Here is a 19,870-nt window from a genome sequence, read left to right on the forward strand (position 1 = left end):
TTACACCTCATATAATTTCAAAAGCTTAACAAGATACTCATCTATAGTATCAAAGCTAAGGTTCTTGCACGCATCATGCATTGCCTTTGCCTTGTTATCGTCCTGCCATATTGTATGAATAGCATCACAAAGCTGCTCAACATTACCACTCTCATAAAGAAGACCTGTTTCGCCAACCTTTATAAGCTCTGGAATTCCGCCGATGTTTGCACCAATAACTGGTGTTCCATACATCTGAGATTCCATTACTGAGAATGGGCAATTTTCATACCATTCAGATGAGTATACAGACATCTTTGCCTTGCGAATAAGGTTCGCTAAATCATCTCCGCTCTGGAAGCCGACGTTTTTAATATTGTCAACACCCTTGAGAAGATCTTCAAGTGGACCCTTGCCTGCGAAAATGAAGTTAACCTCAGGCATTCTCTTAGCAGCCTCGATAAGTGTTCTGATTCCCTTTTCTTCTGAATATCTTCCAAAGTAAAGTACGTAATCTTCCTTCTCAGTCTCTACCCAAGGAATTTCCTGAATAAAGTTGTGAACTGCAACTGTCTTTGGAGCAAAAAGAGGATTGCTATCAAGCTTACTCTTCATGAACTCACTACAACAGATGAATGTATCAATATATTTATATGTACCTTTAAGTTTCCAATAAGTTGCCTCAAGTGTACCGATAAAACTCTTTGCAGTGCTACCGTGAATGCATTTACCCTTTGTACAATTCATAAACTTGCCAGTGAGACACTTCTCACAATTCTCACGTGTGTTTGGATTGTTACACATGTGATTTGGACAAACCAACTGATAATCATGTGCAGTGAAAACAATTTTGCACTGGTGACCAGTCTGCTTTCTCCACTTAACGATTTCCAAAATCATGGAAGGTGTTAATTGATAATTAAAGTTATTCAAATGAACAACGTCTGGAGCGAAATCATCAAGCACCAAACGAATCTTTTGTCTCGCTTCTTTTGAATAAATTGTCTTAAGAGGATAAGTCATCTTCTCGAACTTGCTTGCATCATGAAAATCCATATCTGATGTGTAAGCATCAACTCTGTTTCCGACGCATCTGCCCTCGTGCTCCATACCAAAGTATTGAACCTCGTGTCCATTAGCTGTGAGAGCCTCGCCTAGTTTGAAAATATAAGTTTCTGAACCACCATTAGGATAAAGAAACTTATTTACCATAAGTACTTTCATTTCGAACTCCACCTAAACATTTTTCTCGATGTGCCCATAAAAAGCCATCTTGTCGAATTATACACTGTGGACGAGTCTGTTGACAATTACGATTTGGTACAAAAGTGGTGGGTATTATTTTATTATCTTATGTAACTTTTCACAATTCCGACATAAATGTTACATTTCTCCCATAGGAGAGTGTTCTAAAATATCTATAATAACTCTATATTTAAAAGAGGCTTCTACGCCCGAAAGCGTAGAAGCCTCTCCTCTAATTATGTTTTTCAATTAGGTTTCATATACAATTACTTCACCAGATTCTGATATTTCAAAATCCATTCTTCTAACAACAGTGCCTAACATATTTCCATTTTTATCATACATATCAATTGTGAAATCACCATATATTGCCCTCATATTATTAAATAGTTCTGGAATACTAAGGCCCATATCTAAGTATTTCTTGTCACCCTTAATATTTCCAACGAAAGCAACCCTTAGGGTCATTTCTTCTTCACCTTCGCCTTCTGTATATTCATAGGTGCCTTCATATGGAGTAACATCTGCAAAGTAATCACTTAAAGCTGCAGCAACATTATTATAAGCATTTGCAACCTTCTGCAAGCCTTCATCTGCTTTATCTAAAACTTCCTTGGCTGCTTCCAAAATACTTTGCTGAGGTTGATACTCATAGTCACTTGTTTCTGGTGAAAGATTTTCCAACTCATTGTACTTCTGCACAACCTTTTCAACCTCATCCTTCATCTGAAGATAATTAATGCGAGCATCTACATTCTTTGATGTTGCTTCTGATAGCTTTGCTTTTGCGCCATCATTAATTGCTACTGCTTCTGAAAGAATTAAAGTTTCGCTTGAAGATGCTTCTACAGCTTTTGCTACATAAGCTTCTTCAATAGTAACTATTTCATCTATTTCATTTTTAGCAATAGCTATAGCATCATTTTTCTCTCCAAAAGTAGGAATATCATTTTCAGCCTTATATCCAGCAACAATACCCTTAAGCTCCTCATAATATCCAGAAGTCTTTGTTAATCCTGCCTCTGCTCTTCCAACTAATACATTAGCAGCTTCATTACACTTTAATGCGTAAAGATATATGTTTACCGCATCAACAACAGTGCTATACTTGTCTGCCTCAAGTCTTATGTTAGTTTCTAACTCAGTCTTCTTATTATTAAGATACTCAAGATATCCATTTCTTAGATTGTATTTTCTTTCAGCAGTTTCCTTCTTTGCAATAGTATCTGTTAATTCCTGAGATGTATTATTATACTCATCAATTACATCACTAGTGTTTTCAGCCAGCCACTGATCATATTTCGTCTGCAATTCAGTACGCTGCTTTTCTTTTTCACTTACTATAGTATTCTGGGCAGAATACGCATCGCTAGCTGTTTTATATTCATTCTTTGTTGTCGCTACGGTCTCGCTTCTTGTATTGAGCAACTGGCTAACCTGATTATAATTGCTTAATTCAGAATCATAATCGCTAGTATCAGAACTATAATCTTCAATACTCTCAGTTTCGCTCATTTCCTTGAGACCAGAAGCAGCTTCTTCCAACTTCTTTTCCGACTGCTTTAAATCCTCAAACACTTCATTTAATGAAGCAATGGCTTCTGCATAGTTTGTACCCTTAGTAACAATATCATCGTGAAGAGTCTGAAGTTCCTGGTTTGCAGTTTCAATCTCTGCATTCAATTTATCTATTTCAGACTTGTACGCTTCATTTCCTGCCACATAATTGTTGTAACGCTCTGCCACATCTTGATACTTAGCTTCTAGTTCATCGTAATAACCAGATACTTTTTCATACTCTGTTTTTGCCTCAGCAACTACATCCTCCCAATCAGTAATTTCATCAACAACATCTTGATGTTCTTTTGAATCCAAACCATGATTGTTAACAAAATCCTCGTGCTTTTGAGCAGCCTCACTAGCTGTTTCGTTCACGATATCAATTTTCTGCTGATTGGTTTGTGCCTCGTCAACAGTCTTTGCTTTGTCAGCTAAATCATATTCTTCTGCTGCATCAATAAAATTATCCTTTACAGCCTCTGTTTCGGTATTAACAATTTCATAAATTGCATCTACCGTATCTTTTTTAGACTGCGCCTGCTCCATAACCGCTGCGCCACCAGACTCAACATCTTCAGCGATTTCCGGAGTCATACTATCATTATCAGTAGCTTCTTGAGCCTGATTCAGATATCCCTGCTCAGCTACTGCATCTCCCTCAATAACCTCTACGGCATCCTCCATAGACTGAATTGTTTCTTCAGCCATATTACGCTCTTCAGCATTAACGTCAGCCGCCTGATAATCGTCATTCACAGCATCAGCCTCTGCTGCCATTGAATCTGTAGAATTCAATGCGAATCCAGTAACAATGGCGCCACCTAACAGTAGCGCTTTTACCGTCTTTCTACCAAAATCATTCATAACCCCCGACCTCCTATTAAATTTTTATGTGGCAATCTCATAATAATATAAAATAAACCACTTATTCAATAGAGTGTTATATATTCATCGGTACACAAAAATAAGATTCCTATACCATAACAGTATAGAAATCTTATTTTGATTAATCTAATATTCGTGCATAACTAAAAGTTCGCTATTTATTCACCAATTGCAATCTGTGCAACAGTAGTGAGCTTGTCCCATGGAATGTTCCATACTTCCATCAAAGGTGCAAACTGAGACTTAATCTCGTTTTTATATGCCTTGAATAAAACAGTAGTAAGCTTTGCTTCATCCTCACTTAATCCTGCCTTCCAAGAACGAACCTTTTCTTCCATAGCTGCAACCTTTTCATCTGCTGAATAATCCCATATAGATACTATAAAGCTATCTAAGCTTCCACCCTGTAATAGGTTTGTGCTTTCCTGTGCAGTCATAAGATCATTTGCAAAAGTATCTTTTGATGATGACATAGAATTATTAACTTTATTGTATGCGCAAGTAACTTTAGCTGCCTCTTCCCTTACGCCATTTATAGCAATATCGTTAACACCCTCATATACAGTAAAGTGCTTAATTTCATCAATAAGTTCTTCCACTTCAGTTTTGTTAGCTCTTGCAGCTTCAAGCTTTGTAAGTGCTAGATTATGAAGGTTAAGATTCTTATCGTTCCAATCAATTTTAAGATCCGAATTATCTAATAATTCTTTAGCCTCTTTATAAGCTTTATCATCTAAATTTGCTTTATTCTTGCAATTGTCTCTATATAATTTTGCATCTGCAAGAGCATCAGCTGTGGTTTCAGCAGTTTTCTTAGCTGAATCATAAGACCATGATAGATTAGCTATTCTTCTATAGTTCTCTTCTGTCTCAGTTAACTTGTTTTCACAATCTGTTTTCTTCACCTTAAGATCTTCAATTATTGTTTCGCCTGATTCCTTAAGATTCTTGAAGCGGATTGCGTGATTATAATTATCTTCGTAGTAACATAATTCTCTTTCTCTAAGGATTATGTCATACTCACAAATATTATAGTCATTTAAGTAGCAGCAATAGTCATCTTCAGCTGTCTGATACTTTTCTGACGCTGCCTTTGCCTGCTCTGATTCCTCGCCATGTGCAGTAACTGCATCATCATAAGCAGTCTTAGCATCATTCATTGCAGTCTCGTAAGCCTTCAACTGAACTTCCATCTCACTCAACTCTGCTCTACCCTGACTAATAGCCTTTAATTCATTATTATATTCTTCAATATCTTTATCTAATGAAGCTGTATCTGTAGTTTTTGCTGTTTCATAATCATCAATAGTAGTATTAAGCTCATCCTCTGCTTCATTAACAGCAGATCTAGCTTGAACGTACTCATTTGAGATATAGTCTAAGCAATCTCCCTCTGGTGAAGAAATCTTATCATACTTTTCTTGTGCAGTTGAAACATTATGATCACAAATAGCTTGCTTATTTTTAAGGTCAGCAAGCTTTGTTTCACCATTTTCCTGCAAATCCTTGTATTTTACAGCTTCGAAATATTCATCATATTGTGGCTGATGATCACGTATTTTGCAGCGAATCTCGTATTCATACTCGTTAATTGAATCTGAGTACTGTTCATACTCCATATATGCGTCAACGTAAGCTGAATTTGCCATATGAGCTTCTTCAGAATCTTCGCCGTACTTTTCAACTGCCTCATCATATTTCTTTTTAGCATCATCTGCAGCAGTCTCATACATAGGAAGATCACGCTTCATTTTTTCAACATTATCGTTATCAAGATTAACTTCATCTACTATGTCCTGAGCTGCATTGATTGCATTATCTAAATCAACAGCGCTATAAGTCTTTGCTACTTCATAGTCATAGGATGTTCTCTTGTACTCGGCATCTGCATCTGTCTTTTCAGCCTTAGCCTTATCTAATTCATTTTTAGACTGCTCGATTTGTGCTGTCTTTTCAGCGTCTAACTCTCCAGCAAGTCTATTAACCTCAGCCTTAGCTTGGTCATCTTTTGTCTGAGCATCTTCTAAATTCTTTTCAGCCTGTTCTAATGCATTTGTTCCGTCCTTGTACATATCAACGGTATCAGCTGCATTTAAAAGCTTCTCAGCATCAGCAATTTTTTCATCAGCTTCATCTAAAGCTTTTTTTGCGTTACCACTAAGTTCCTGTCCTTCATTAAGACCATTTGATTCCTTAATGTTATTGAGAGTATCCTCAGCTGCCTCAACCTTTGCTTTTGCATTGTTGTAAGCATTCTCTACTACTTCTACTTTTCCATCAACTTCAGTAGACTTTTCATCAGCCTGTGTTGCAGTATTGTTGAGAGAGTCGATTGCATCAGCCTCATCTAAAATCTTATTACCACCCTCATTCTCCGATGACAATGAGTCTAAATCTTTCTTTTTCTCTTCAGCTTCTTTTGCATAGGTCCCCATATCCTTTGCATCTTCAGCCACTAATCCCTTAACTGTTCCAGCAGTCTCAATGTAATCAGCATTAGCCTGTCTAGCTGCTGCATCTGCCTTTTCATAATCAGCAATATCTTTCTTCAATGCATCAACAGCTGAACCTGACTCTGCTTTTGTGTTTTTAACTTCTGTATTGTCAGCAGCCTTGCTCTCTGCTACTGTATTATCTTCTGTTTTGTTTTCAACTACTGTGTTATCATCTGTTCTGTTTTCAGCTACTGTGTCCTCCATCACTGTAGCCTGTTTTTTTGAAGCCTCAGGATTTGCCTCTCCGGTTGTCTCTGTTTGTAATTCATTTGCGCTAACAACCATTGGTGAAGTTGCAATTCCTAAACCAATTCCGAGCCCCAATACTAATTTGTTAACATCTTGCTTTTTCATAACATATTCCTTTCTCTTAATATAAATTGTATTGATTTAATAGAACAATCTCCCCTTTGTTGTTCTATCTACCAACAACTAACCTCTTCCCATTAATGAATAAATACGATTCTCTTCCGAAATCATTAACAAAAATACTATCCGGATACGTTTCCTCCAATCTGTCTTATTTGCCACAATGCCTAAATTAACCGGATATAGAGATTATATTCTAATCCATATTTAATTACAATAAATCCTTCATTATTAGTATAAAAATAATATTTAACATTGACTAAAAATATAAAAAAAGCGGGTTCACAATGAGATATGCCTCACCTGTGTAACAAAAATAAATTTTCAGACAACACATATAGACATATGCTTTAAAAAGAGTAATACTGGAATTGTTGCGAATAATAATAGGTGGAGGTAATTAATTATGAAAAAATCAAACAATTTATGCTTGTTAGCGCAACTATAACAAGCGCTTTCATTGTCAGTTCCACATCGGTATGTGCGGCCCCTGTGACAACTGACAACGAAGCATGAGAGGATGTTCTACATTCTCTCTTTGATGCAGACTGATATGCTACATCCTATCCAGATGTTGCGAAGGTTTACGGAAATGATGAAGACAAATTATTCGAGCATTTCATGACATTCGGAATTAATGAAGGTCGAAACATTAATGGAGAATTCGATGTTAATCGCTACAAGGATTCCTATCCTGATCTAAATGAAGCTTTTGGTGCAGATTATGCTTCATATTACAAACACTATGCTACCTACGGTTTGGCAGAACATAGAACGCTGGGTGACGTTTCTGTTCAAACAGTTGACACGGCTAGTGATTCTACAATCACTACTAACAGTTTATCTAGTGACATGATTAGCACCTCAAATGTTGTTTCAAATCCAGTTGCTACAAGTTCACTTGCCACAAGTCAGATTGTTGATGACGACGAGGATAATGATTTTGAAACTGAGTTGGAACATATATGAATGAATATGTTCCAAGCAATAAACGAATCGATTATGGTGAGTATATTGAAAAATACTCCGAAAAAGTCCGTGAAGAAAGAATTGCATATGAATCTTCCCCAACTTCCAGAGCATATCGCAAAATACAAGATTATTATGATTCTGAAATAAGAGAATATATATCGTTATATTATTTGTGTGAAGACCAATACAAAAACTATAATAATATTTATGACACAAAAGAAAATGACTTTGTAGAATATGCATTTCGTCAATACATTTCTGCTGAGGACGAAGCTTATATAAATAGTGAATACGAGCAAGCAAAAAGTGATTTAACAACATCACAGAAAATCCTTAAGAACCTTGATAACGATTTATTAAAAATCCAGGTAGCCAAGGACATGGTTGAGCAAATTCAAATCCCAGAAGATGATCCAAGCGAGCCTGACAATCCTGGTACTGAAGTTGACCCTGGCCAGTCTGAGGAACCAGACAAACCAGATACACCAGCGTCTCAACCATCAGTAAACATCGATATGAATGTAAATGTAACAATTAATATTGTTGATGAGCACACGGTCAACATTGATTTTAGTGGTCATGTAGAAATTAGATGTGTGGCATAATCAAAAAACAGTGTGGGACTCCACACTGTTTTTGCATTCTTATATATTTTTTAATCTCTCTTAAAAATATCTCTTGTATAAACCTTATCAGCTACATCATCAAGGCATGCATCATATCGGTTTGCAATGATGCTGTCGCTCATAGATTTAAACTTTTCCAAGTCATTTACGATTAAGCTACCGAAGAAAGTATCTCCATCATTAAGGGTTGGCTCGTAAATAACCACGGTTGCACCCTTAGCTTTAATTCTCTTCATGATACCCTGAATAGAGCTTTGACGGAAATTATCAGAGTTCGACTTCATAGTAAGACGATAAACACCTACAGTAACTTGCTTTTCGTTTTCAGCGCTCCATGTGTTACCCTCTGAATATCCGTAGTAACCAGCCTTCTTAAGAACTCTATCGGCAATGAAATCCTTACGAGTACGGTTACTCTCAACAATTGCAGACATCATATCCTGTGGAACATCTTTGTAGTTTGCTAGAAGCTGCTTTGTATCCTTTGGCAAGCAGTATCCACCATAACCAAAAGAAGGATTGTTGTAGTGATTTCCAATTCTAGGATCCAAACAAACACCATTGATAATCTGCTGTGTATCAAGCCCCTTAAGCTCTGCATATGTGTCAAGCTCATTAAAATAAGAAACTCTAAGAGCAAGATATGTATTGGCAAAAAGCTTAACAGCTTCAGCCTCTGTAAATCCCATGTAAAGGGTATCAATATCCTCTTTGATAGCACCTTCTTGAAGAAGACCTGCAAAGGTATGTGCAGCCTTTACCAATCTCTCATCCTCAAGATCCGTTCCCACAATGATTCTAGAAGGATATAAGTTATCATATAAAGCCTTGCTCTCGCGAAGGAACTCTGGGCTGAAAAGAATGTTATCTGTTCCAAACTTTTCTCTAACTGACTTTGTATATCCAACAGGAATGGTAGACTTAATAACCATAATCGCATTAGGATTAGTCTTCATTACCAATTCAATTACAGCCTCGACAGCTGATGTGTCAAAGTACTGTGTCTGAGAATCGTAGTTTGTTGGAGCTGCAATAACTACAAACTCCGCATCCTTATATGCCTCTTCTCCATCAAGAGTAGCAACTAAATTAAGCTCCTTCTCTGCAAGATATTTCTCAATATATTCATCCTGAATTGGAGATATTTTTTTATTAATCTTTTCCACCTTTTCAGGAATTACATCAACAGCATGAACCTCATTATGCTGAGCTAACAATGTAGCAATTGAAAGTCCCACATATCCTGTACCTGCTACTGCAATTTTCATTATTCTACACCTCTTTGAATTATTTATCTCTCTACATGGAGCTTCACCACCACAATTTCTCTTGGATTGTTCCAACGAGGAACTCTGGCGTCGCCTAAACCAGCGCTTTCAACCATGACAGATCTTTTATCCTTAAAGATTCCTTTATCAAAATTAGGGAAGAAGGTATAATCCGAAGCAAACAGACCTCCCACAAATGGGATTCTAACCAAGCCTCCGTGGATGTGTCCTGTGAACACCAGGTCATATCCAAACTCTGATAAATATACAAACTTGGCTGCATCGTGATACATCAGGATATTGAAATACTTGCTGTCTGCATATCCCAAATCCTCTTTAATTCCTCTGGTGGAATCCATGTAATCCAATCCAGAAAGCTTTATTACTGCTCCATTTTTTTCGATATCTACTGTCTCATTATCAAGAATCTTTACATCATTATCCACGCACAAATCCTTGAAAGCATCATATGGTGCTCCGTCGTAATACTCGTGATTACCAGTCACATAGTACATTGGAGCCACATCTCTAAGGCCTTCAATAATTAACCTTGCGTTATCAATTGGGTGCTCCTCATCCACAATATCGCCAGTAAAAAGTATCAAGTCAGGATTTGCCTGCTTAACCTCTTTAATAAAAGCGTCCTCATTGTAACCAAATTCCTTACAATGAAAATCAGATATCTGAACAATCTTATAACCATCAAATTGCTCTGGCAATGTGCTGAAACTCAAATCGTAATTGGTGGTAACCAATGGACTGAAGAACTCAAATGCTACATATAGAGCCAGCAACAAAAATGCATATAAAATTACCCTTAAAACTATTTTCCGTCTCATCAATGGTATAACCTTTACTATTACTTTTAATGGCTACACACGTAGTATAACATCAAATTATGCACTCTTTGTGTATTTCTTGCCAAAGAATTTGGCCTCAAGGAACCACCAGCCCTTTTTGAACCAATTAATCTTTTCTGAATAAGCCGCATTGGCCTCAGCAACAACCTTGCCCTCTGATTGAATCTTAAGGATCCACACATTCATAAGGATTTCGCTAACACGGCCAAACAGTCTTGCCTGGAAAGCAGTGAGCCCTGTAACATCCACTCTTTCCTCTACACCAGCCAGCAAATCAAAAAGCCACTGGCTGTAGGCATCAAATATATCTTTTTTCATAATGCACATATTGTACATACTACCATTTGTGCGAGAGAGAATGGCATCCATATATTTAAGATCCTCAGGATACACCTGAGCCATAACCTCTCTTGCCACGTCCAAATGCATACCATCCAAGGTGTGCGCATAATGACTGTACAATGTCTCAATAAAATATTTATTGCGCTTTGGCACCACCACATCGGCATCAGTCATCAGTTTAGTGATTTCTTCTTCCGAAAGAACATTCTTGAAAGGTTCTTCTTCAGTACCAAGGCTTTTTTTATTAGCGAAAAAGCGTCTGTAGTGGCACAAACCAACCACATCTGCACTAACATTTTTCCAAATATAATATGTTGCTGTAAGCTCGCAATAAAATGGATTTTTCTCAGAGATGTTCTCTCCGGCATCATCACGAATTATTGCACCCTCACGCCCCTTGATTCCAAGCTGCTCATATGTAATTGAATCTTTGCCCTTTGCGCCAACCTGAATTGGCTCGTAGCAAGACACATCTGGCAGCTGGCAAGGCTTATGCGCAGCTACAAAAATTTTTATATTCAAGCTCAAGTCTCCCATAAAAAGAGACGTCTATATCTGAAATATAGACGCCTCAGGTAATCGTAATAATGAGGATAAAACTATTCCTCTTCGCCGTCTTCTTCGTCTACAATTGCTGCCGCAGCACCTGAAACCGCAGACACCACTGCAATAACTGCAACAATGACAACTAACAAAATTAATGCAAAAAAGAAAATTAAAAAACCGCCTTCAGTCATAGTAAACCCTCCTTCTCACGTTATTCATTATATCCCTTTCGTATAGCAAAAGCAATATTATCCCCGAAAGGCATAGAGCGATACACTCTCAATATAAGCTGGTAGGTCACAATTATTTATACTCTTTTTCGAGAGTATAGTGAAAACGATGAGAAAAAGTGTATAAGTGATTGTGACCGTAACCAGCGTAATTATTCATCGTAACTGTTTTGCTCTATTGAATACGCCAGGGAAATAATGTTTTGTGTATTCCATGAGACGCGCCCTTCGCAAGGCTGTTCCAAACATGCCTTCCGTAAGTGGTCTATATAAAAGTTTTATTGTCTTCGAATCATCTGGAAGATATTTTTTCAGCTCGTTGAAAACTTCAGTCTCTGACTCAGTCTTACACCACTTTAGAATCTCATCTGTCTTGGCACCTGCCTCCAGCTGACGAACCATCGCCGACTGAAAGCTTCTGAAGTATTCCTTTGAAAGAATTCCAAGAGCCTCAAAATCGCAGGTCTTCCATTTTTGCTGCTGTTCAAAAATCCTCTTAACACGAGTCTTTTGCAACTCAAAATAATCATCAATCTCACCACCAGTCAGTCTGGTCTGGCCCTGATTGCGATAATGATACAGTACATCATTTAGGATGGTGAGGGAATTCACATAATCAAACACATCACAGTTGAAAAGAATATCCTCAACATGTCTAATCTTCTGATAACGAAGATTATTATCCTTTAACAGACTGGCCTTGTAGCACTTGTTCCAAGGATAACCCAACATGGTGATTTCTTCCATCTGCATAACCAGCTTGTGGATGATAACCGGATCATTTGTGGTGAGCATATCATCATCAAAATCCAGCTTTTCCAAATTGATTACCTTGGTGTATTCCATTTTACCTGATTCGTAATTACGATAATCCTCGGTGAAGCTATACACCAAAACATCTACTGGATTTCGCTCCAAGGCTGCTGCACAAACACGAAGAAGATTTCGTTCATACAAATCGTCAGGATCCAAGAACAGTATGTAGTCTCCTGTGGCATGTTCTATGCCTGTATTTCTTGCCGCAGAAACTCCCCGATTTTCCTCATGTCTAATGTAGAAAAATCTATCGTCTCTATGCATATAGCTCTTAGCTATTTCCCCTGATTTATCTGGTGAACAATCATCCACAACTATGACTTCAAAATTGTCATAAGTCTGTGTTGCCATGCCCCCCAGCGCATCCCCAATATAATCACCAACTCCATAAGTCGGCATTATTATAGAAAATTTAATTCCTTCACTCATACCCCCATATTACCAAAGACTGACGACATTCACAACCCTACTAAAACTATAATTATAACCACAAAAACCCCTAGAGAAATTCTCTAGGGGTCGTGAAGCAATTGCCTATTACGGGAAAGCTGGGCCCATGCAAATTGCCTGCTAATGGCATCCGCAACTTCCACCGCAGCCGCCACAGTCGCCACCGCAGCCGCCACCGTTCTTTTTATTTTTTATCATAGAGCGAACTATCGCTCCCACTATACATACGAGTATTAAAACTACTATTACTGTACCCATATTACACCTCGTTATTGGCTGGTAAGCATCAAGCTCTGAGGTCTCTCAAGTGATGCTTTCTATAGCAGAACTGAGAGACTCTCAGGCTTGTAGCTGTAACCAGCATATATTAGTTGTTATACTTGTCTTTTCTTACCAAACCATACACCAATACCGCGATTGCTGCAAAGCCAAAGATAGTTCCAATTCCAAACTGGCCAGCAAGAATAAGTGAACCAACCTGATATACAATAAGTCCGATTACCCATGCAAATCCACACTGATATCCGATTGCAGTCCAGAACCACTTTGTATTGTTCATCTCACGCTTGATTGCACCCATAGCAGCAAAACAAGGAGCACAAAGAAGGTTGAATGCAAGGAATGCAAAACCTGATGCATTTGTAAATGCTGCACGCATTGTCTCGTAAACATCTCCAGATGCACCGTAGATAATAGCAAGTGTTCCAACAATATTTTCCTTAGCAACAAGACCTGTGATTGAAGCAACTGTTGCCTCCCAATCGCCAAAGCCAAGAGGAATGAAAATCCAAGCAAGTGCCTTACCAATTCCTGCAAGGATAGAACAATCAATCTGGTCTTCCTCGAGCATTGTGAATGCTCCGTCTACAAATCCGAAGAAAGTACAGAACCATACTACGATTGTTGAAAGGAGGATGATAGTTCCTGCTTTCTTAATGAAAGACCAGCCACGCTCCCACATGCTGCGGAGAACATTGCCGAGGGTTGGCCAATGATATGCTGGGAGCTCCATAACGAAAGGTGCTGGATCACCAGCGAAAAGCTTTGTCTTCTTAAGCATAATACCTGAAACAATAATAGCAAAAATTCCAAGGAAGTATGCTGATGGTGCAACCCAAGCAGCTCCTCCGAAAATTGCACCTGCAACCATTGCGATAAATGGAAGCTTGGCACCACATGGAATAAATGTGGTTGTCATAATTGTCATCTTACGGTCTCTATCATTTTCAATTGTACGTGAAGCCATGATACCTGGGATACCACAACCTGTACCAATAAGCATTGGAATAAATGACTTACCAGAAAGACCAAACTTTCTGAAGATACGGTCCATGATAAATGCAACTCTTGCCATGTAACCACATGCCTCAAGGAAGGCAAGGAAGATGAAGAGTACAAGAATCTGTGGTACGAAACCAAGTACTGCACCAACACCTGCAACAATACCATCAAGGATAAGTCCCTTAACAACATCGTTACATCCGATTGCATCAAGACCTGCTTCTACAAACACAGGAATACCAGGAATCCATACACCATATTCTGCTGGGTCTGGCTCCTCATTTGATTCCACATAAGCCTTAGCTTCTGCATAATCCTCTAAGCTAGCTGTCTCATATTCAACTGCTGCTGTTTCCTCATCCTCTACAGGATACTCAAAATCACCCGTAGGCTCTGATTCATTTTCCTCAACATATAAATCATAACCATCTACAATAAGCTGATTTGCAGTAAACTCATCGGCAGCATCATTGTAGTCTGCAGAACCAATAGCAAATAGATGCCAGCCATCACCGAACACACCATCATTTGCCCAATCTGTAGCCCAACCACCAATGGTTGTAACCGAAACATAATAAACAAGGAACATAACAACTGCAAAGATAGGAAGTGCAAGGAATCTGTTGGTAACCACCTGATCAATCTTATCAGAGGTTGTCATACCCTTCTTTGCCTTCTTTACACAACCATCGATGATTGTGCCGATGTAGTTGTATCTCTCGCCTGTGATGATTGACTCTGCATCATCATCAAGCTCCTTCTCACAAGAAGCAATATCATTTTCAATGTGCTGAATCACGTCTGATGAAAGACCAAGCTTCTCCTGAATCTTTTCGTCGCGCTCAAACAACTTGATTGAATACCATCTCTGGACATTCTCATCATTAATATTGTGTAAGCAAAGCTCCTCAATGTGAGCAAGTGCATGCTCTACTGAGCCATTAAATCTGTGCTTTGGAGACTGAGCATTTGCTTCCTTCCCTGCCTTTACCGCAGCGTCCACAATTTCCTTAAGACCTCTGTTCTTAAGAGCGGAAATCTCGATGACAGGAACGCCAATTTCCTCTGAAAGCTTCTTTGTATTAATCTTGTCACCATTCTTCTCAACAACATCCATCATGTTGATAGCGATAACAACTGGAATACCAAGCTCTACTACCTGAGTTGTAAGATAAAGGTTTCTCTCAAGGTTTGTACCATCGATAACATTGATGATTGCCTCAGGCTTCTCATCAATAAGGTAGTTACGAGAAACTACCTCCTCAAGAGTGTATGGCGAAAGGGAATAAATACCAGGAAGGTCAACGATTGTAACCTCCTTGTTTCCCTTATACTTTCCTTCCTTATACTCTACAGTAACACCTGGCCAGTTACCTACGAACTGATTAGAGCCTGTAAGAGCATTGAACAATGTTGTTTTACCGCAGTTTGGGTTACCTGCTAATGCAATTCTAATTCCCACTTCTATTATCCTCCTAATGTTTATTCACAAATAATCATCTCAGCGTCAGCCTTACGTACTGAGAGCTCATATCCTCTAACTGTAATTTCTACTGGATCACCAAGTGGGGCAATTTTACGAACGTAAACCTCAACACCCTTTGTAATACCCATATCCATAATTCTACGCTTAACCGCGCCTTCGCCAGAAATCTTTGTAACCTTGGCACTCTGTCCAACCTGAACATCTCTTAAAGTCATCTCATTTTCTCCTTTTCTATATATCCATAGCTACTTTTCAAAGTAACCACTTAGACCATAATCTTCTGAGCTAACTGCTTATCTACAGCCACCCTTGAATCCTTTACATTTACGATTAGATTGCCTCCAATCTCGTTTACCACGGTTACATATCCACCTGGCACAAATCCCAATTCCTGAAGATGTCTCTTAACCTCTTCATTACCACCGATTCTTTTTATCATTTGTTCTTCGCCTGCTGGCGCTACAACTAATGGCATCATTTCTAACCTCGATTAATATTATATAATTCGCGTTAGCATCCTCTAACGCACATATAATATATCATCAACTTACTAAAGTTTCAATAGCCTAATCTAAGTTTGTTGAAAATTTTTCTCAATTTCTTTCTCTCCCGCCTCCTAAACAATTTTTCTACAAAGACAAAAAAGAAGACTAAGTCGATTTCTCAACTTAGTCTTCTGTAATTTCAATTATTGATGCCACAAACGAATCTTATGGTGCACCCAGTCAGTTATGACTTTGGATTACTGCTGATTGTTTGTTGGATCTGCTACTGTATATCCAGGATACTCTGGCTGGTAAGCAGGCTGCTGAGGTGCTGCCTGTGTTGCGCCACCCTGTGGTCCCTGTGGGCCACCGAAGTTACGATTGTTGTATGCCTGGTTAAGAGCATTTGTATTCTTAAGGATGATGTGCCATGCAATGTAAGGTCCAATACCGCAAAGGAGTGCACCGAAGAGCATCCAAAGAAGGATTGTTGTACCATTCTCCTGCATGTCAATGCCATATCTCTTAGCATTCTCATTCATTCTGTTACCGAGCATGTAGTAGTATACCCATGCATAGATACCACATGTAAGCATAGAGAAGATAATAAGAAGGATAAGACCTCTTGTCTTCTTTCCATCACCAGCACATGTCTTGTTTGTATCTCTAGCTACACAGTGGATTGTATAGTAAATGTAAATACCACATGTAACCATTCCAAGTAAGATAAACTTAAGTAAGCTATAGTTTGTTGGAAGAGGATTTGATGCAACACCTGTTGCAACTTCTCTCTCAGCCTGCTTCTGATCAATCTTCTCAGAAAGAACACCAACTTCTTCTGAAGTCTTGTTGAAGATGTTCTTGAATGCAGCCTTTGCTTCCTCTACGAAGTTTCCGCCTGGAGTAACAAGCTCAAACTTCTTACCAAAGATAAGGCAAATAACAAGAAGACCAACGATTCCAAGAGCTGCAAAGAAGATAGTCTTGAAGAACCAGAAGATTTCACCGAAAGTGAATCCGTAGTATGACCAGTAATCCCAGCTAACAATGATAAGTCTGATGAATCTGATAACTGCGATAATTGCTGCTACAACACCACCTACAAGAAGTGTCTGAGCATAATCTTTCTGCTGCTCTTCCTTGAAGTCCTTAAACATGAAATAGCAAATGATTGCCATTACACCGAATACTAATCCCTGAAGGATTGAAAGAACACTACCAAAGATTACGCTTACTGGTGAAGAGTAGTAGTAAGAAGTAATCATTGTAAATGGTAATCTAATAAGCGAATAAAGTCCGTTTCCGATGAAGTTTCTTAAGAAGCCCCATGCAAGGATAACGCCTGCTACCGCTGCAAAAATCTTGATTGTCTGAGCAAATGAAGATGTAACAACTGTCTGATCATTCATACGTGGCTGGCTCTGCTGTGGTGCCTGCTGATACTGTGTATTCTGCTGGTACTGTGTATTCTGCTGAGCCTGAGTTGTCTGCTGTGTCTGAGCTGTCTGCTGTGCCTGAGCTATCTGCTGTGTCTGAGCTGTCTGCTGTGCAGCCTGCTCTGCTCTCTCAGCTCTCTTCTCTTCAACAGTTTCCTGAACCTGCTTTGCAGCTCCATCAACTGCCTTCTCAACCTGCTCTACTGCCTCATTAGCTACATTAACAACCTGATCAGCAACTGCAGAAACAACTGTATCAGCCTCTGCAAAGGCTTCAGTTACGTCTGATTTTGCCTGTTCAAATGTATTATTTTTTGTCTCATCTACTGGTGTCTGTTCGTTTGGTGTAGAGTTTGTCTCTACTGGATTACCACAAGCTGGACAAAACTTTGCGCCTGGGTTAATCTCTTTTCCGCACTTAGTGCAAAACATAACATTTCCTCCTTAAAAAATCTATAAATGCATTTACGCATTCCTTAGGTTTTCACCTGAAGAATTCATACATTTACTTTCCAATCATTGTCCCCGTCTGACCGCCGACCGCATTACCTGCATCGGAAAGCTTTGTAATCAAAACCTTACGGATTGCTGAATCGCCAATATAATCGATAGCAGCCTGAATCTTTGGTGCCATATCTGTTGCTCCGAACTCTCCAGCCTCAAGCATCTTCTTTGCGTCAGACACTGAAATATAATCAAGTGCCTCTTCGTTATCCTTACCAAAGTTTTTGCACACCTTTGAAACAGATGTAAGAATAACCAGCATATCTGCATCAAGCTCTGATGCAAGAAGTCCTGCTGCTGTGTCCTTTTCAACTACCGCTGAAGCTCCCTTAAGCTTGTTATCCTGGGTAAGCACTGGAATACCACCGCCACCACAAGCGATAACCACCTGGTCTGCCTCGCATAAAGCACGAATTCCGTCGATTTCAACTATTTCCATTGGCTTAGGTGCCGCAACAATTCTGCGATAGCCACCCTCAACCTGAACAGTATGATTTCCCTTGGCCTCTTCAGCCTCAGCTTCTTCAGCTGTCATAATTCTTCCAATGATTTTTGTTGGCTTGTAGAAAGCCTCATCATATGGGTCTACTGTAACCTGAGTAAGAATTGTAGAAACTGGCTTATAAATACCTCTTCCTACAAGCTCAGATCGAATAGCCTGCTGCAAATCGTAACCGATATAGCCCTGGCTCATGGCTGAACACACTGACATTGGAGTTGGAGTGTAGTCTGGATGATTCTGATAGAACTCTGAAAGTGCTGTGTGAATCATACCAACCTGTGGACCATTACTGTGAGTGATAACCACCTGATAGTCTTGCTGAATAAACTCTGCAACCGCAACTGCTGTACGCTTTGTAGCATTCCACTGCTCCAAAACTGTAGTACCCAGTGCATCATGTCCCAGCGCAATAACAATTCTCTTTTTGCTCATTTGATGCCTCGCTTTCATTGCCAAAAACCATTAAAAGTAAACACATAACTATTCTATCATAACAGACATGGTAACACTATATCAACCGCTGTGAATTATTGTCTTTTTCGATGTCCTTTGTAGACCATAATCAGTGCTATTATGACACCAAGTGACGCTCCTGCAAAATCAATCCACATGTCAGAAACCTGACCTGATCTTCCCTCTACAAAAAGCTGAATTGTCTCATCCACAAAGGATACCATAAGGGCTGCCACTGCAGGCTCAATAAACTTTCTAAGCTTACCAGCCGCAAACATACTAAACTGGGCACCCATAAGCACTCCAAGCACCGCGTACTCTGTAAAATGTGCTGCCTTTCTAACGATAAACATACCATCGTCATTGTTTGCCAAAAATGGAAGAAACTTCGAGAAAAACTCCAAGAACACTCCACTTTCTCCATCAGACACCGTAGCTGTCTGCATACTATGGCCCCAGATAAACGCAACCCAGGCCACGATTAAAATACCTAAAATAACTTTTCTTTTTTTCATAGCTGATATTCTACCATATCTTCGTCTATTTTTTAACACAAAGCTCACAATTCCCTGCCCCACCAATACTTGCGGCTGACACCCCTGCTCCACAAGAAGCCTACATATCCCCTGCCTCGGCCCCGCCCGGCTCAGTCCTCTGTTTCTTGCAAAGTCTATGAATTTGTATTTTCTAAATGCTACACTGCGCTTTCTTTATTGTAGGTGTCTTTTATATTCATTGCACTTTGTGCACTACAGTATGTATTGCGCAGACACACATCGCTTTAAGTACTACTCCCCATCAGGGTATATAACTATCAGTTGCTGGAATTTGGAATGCGCTTAGTAAAATAAAAAGCAGGTTTTGCATGGATAGGCAGCAGCCGCTAGGACGGCGGCTGCAGTGGTCACTTGAGACACGATGTTGAATGTGCCACGGTGACTATACATACAAAACCTGCTTTTTTTAATTTTACTTAGCAAATGGAGCATGGAAGCAACTGATAGTTATATACCCTGATGGGGAGTAGTATTGTAGGCCACAAGTGTCTGCGCTATACATACAGCAGCTTCAAAGTGCAAC

General features: G+C 39.2%; 17 protein-coding genes. 2 read left to right on the forward strand and 15 right to left on the reverse strand.

What is annotated here, in order from left to right:
- The 3 genes from BLR54_RS11715 to BLR54_RS11725 form a co-directional block, all read right to left on the reverse strand.
- The gene (locus BLR54_RS11715; RefSeq protein WP_090421301.1) at positions 1–1,203 is read right to left on the reverse strand and encodes a glycosyltransferase family 4 protein; all 1,203 of its coding nucleotides are present in this window, start codon (positions 1,201–1,203) and stop codon (positions 1–3) included.
- A gap of 270 nt (positions 1,204–1,473) precedes the next feature.
- Positions 1,474–3,648, reverse strand: a complete 2,175-nt coding sequence (locus BLR54_RS11720) for a hypothetical protein (RefSeq protein WP_090421302.1) — start codon at positions 3,646–3,648, stop codon at positions 1,474–1,476.
- A 179-nt stretch (positions 3,649–3,827) separates the two neighbouring features.
- Positions 3,828–6,518 (reverse strand): hypothetical protein, encoded by a 2,691-nt coding sequence (locus tag BLR54_RS11725; protein WP_090421304.1) that lies wholly within the window; start codon positions 6,516–6,518, stop codon positions 3,828–3,830.
- Positions 6,519–7,154: 636 nt separating this feature from the next.
- Between BLR54_RS11725 and BLR54_RS11730 the strand changes: the two genes are divergently transcribed.
- Together BLR54_RS11730 and BLR54_RS11735 are read left to right on the forward strand one after the other, a co-directional pair.
- The gene (locus BLR54_RS11730; RefSeq protein WP_090421306.1) at positions 7,155–7,502 is read left to right on the forward strand and encodes a hypothetical protein; all 348 of its coding nucleotides are present in this window, start codon (positions 7,155–7,157) and stop codon (positions 7,500–7,502) included.
- A complete protein-coding gene (locus tag BLR54_RS11735) occupies positions 7,499–8,110 on the forward strand; it encodes a hypothetical protein (protein WP_090421308.1) in 612 nt (203 codons plus the stop codon). The genes BLR54_RS11730 and BLR54_RS11735 overlap by 4 nt, the downstream gene beginning before the upstream one ends.
- 50 nt (positions 8,111–8,160) lie before the next feature.
- On the opposite strand, the gene BLR54_RS11740 is transcribed toward BLR54_RS11735, so the two are convergent.
- The 12 genes from BLR54_RS11740 to BLR54_RS11790 form a co-directional block, all read right to left on the reverse strand.
- Positions 8,161–9,399, reverse strand: coding sequence for a nucleotide sugar dehydrogenase (locus tag BLR54_RS11740; RefSeq protein WP_090421310.1), 1,239 nt, complete (start codon positions 9,397–9,399; stop codon positions 8,161–8,163).
- 23 nt (positions 9,400–9,422) lie between these two features.
- Entirely contained in the window at positions 9,423–10,238 is an 816-nt protein-coding gene (locus BLR54_RS11745) for a metallophosphoesterase (RefSeq protein ID WP_090421313.1), read from the reverse strand.
- A gap of 57 nt (positions 10,239–10,295) precedes the next feature.
- Complete coding sequence (locus BLR54_RS11750; protein WP_207645285.1) at positions 10,296–11,123, reverse strand: DUF4422 domain-containing protein; 828 nt, start codon at positions 11,121–11,123, stop codon at positions 10,296–10,298.
- 77 nt (positions 11,124–11,200) lie between these two features.
- Positions 11,201–11,338 (reverse strand): hypothetical protein, encoded by a 138-nt coding sequence (locus tag BLR54_RS15005; protein ID WP_176761939.1) that lies wholly within the window; start codon positions 11,336–11,338, stop codon positions 11,201–11,203.
- Positions 11,339–11,533: 195 nt separating this feature from the next.
- Positions 11,534–12,592: a glycosyltransferase family 2 protein gene (locus BLR54_RS11755; protein ID WP_176761940.1), complete on the reverse strand. Its 1,059-nt coding sequence runs from the start codon at positions 12,590–12,592 to the stop codon at positions 11,534–11,536.
- 171 nt (positions 12,593–12,763) lie between these two features.
- Entirely contained in the window at positions 12,764–12,901 is a 138-nt protein-coding gene (locus BLR54_RS11760; RefSeq protein ID WP_090421319.1) for a FeoB-associated Cys-rich membrane protein, read from the reverse strand.
- A 109-nt stretch (positions 12,902–13,010) separates the two neighbouring features.
- Entirely contained in the window at positions 13,011–15,386 is a 2,376-nt protein-coding gene (gene feoB / locus BLR54_RS11765) for a ferrous iron transporter B (protein WP_090421321.1), read from the reverse strand.
- A gap of 20 nt (positions 15,387–15,406) precedes the next feature.
- Positions 15,407–15,625: a FeoA family protein gene (locus BLR54_RS11770; RefSeq protein ID WP_090421323.1), complete on the reverse strand. Its 219-nt coding sequence runs from the start codon at positions 15,623–15,625 to the stop codon at positions 15,407–15,409.
- A gap of 50 nt (positions 15,626–15,675) precedes the next feature.
- Positions 15,676–15,888: a FeoA family protein gene (locus BLR54_RS11775; protein ID WP_090421325.1), complete on the reverse strand. Its 213-nt coding sequence runs from the start codon at positions 15,886–15,888 to the stop codon at positions 15,676–15,678.
- A gap of 264 nt (positions 15,889–16,152) precedes the next feature.
- Entirely contained in the window at positions 16,153–17,763 is a 1,611-nt protein-coding gene (locus BLR54_RS11780) for a DUF4234 domain-containing protein (RefSeq protein ID WP_090421326.1), read from the reverse strand.
- A gap of 73 nt (positions 17,764–17,836) precedes the next feature.
- Positions 17,837–18,769 carry a carbamate kinase gene (gene arcC, locus BLR54_RS11785; RefSeq protein ID WP_090421329.1) on the reverse strand — a complete coding sequence of 311 codons (933 nt, stop codon included), beginning with the start codon at positions 18,767–18,769 and terminating at the stop codon, positions 17,837–17,839.
- A gap of 95 nt (positions 18,770–18,864) precedes the next feature.
- Positions 18,865–19,305 (reverse strand): VanZ family protein, encoded by a 441-nt coding sequence (locus tag BLR54_RS11790; protein ID WP_143008441.1) that lies wholly within the window; start codon positions 19,303–19,305, stop codon positions 18,865–18,867.
- Positions 19,306–19,870: the final 565 nt, after the last annotated feature.

The organism is Pseudobutyrivibrio sp. YE44 (assembly GCF_900104335.1).
In the GTDB taxonomy this organism is placed as follows: domain Bacteria; phylum Bacillota; class Clostridia; order Lachnospirales; family Lachnospiraceae; genus Pseudobutyrivibrio.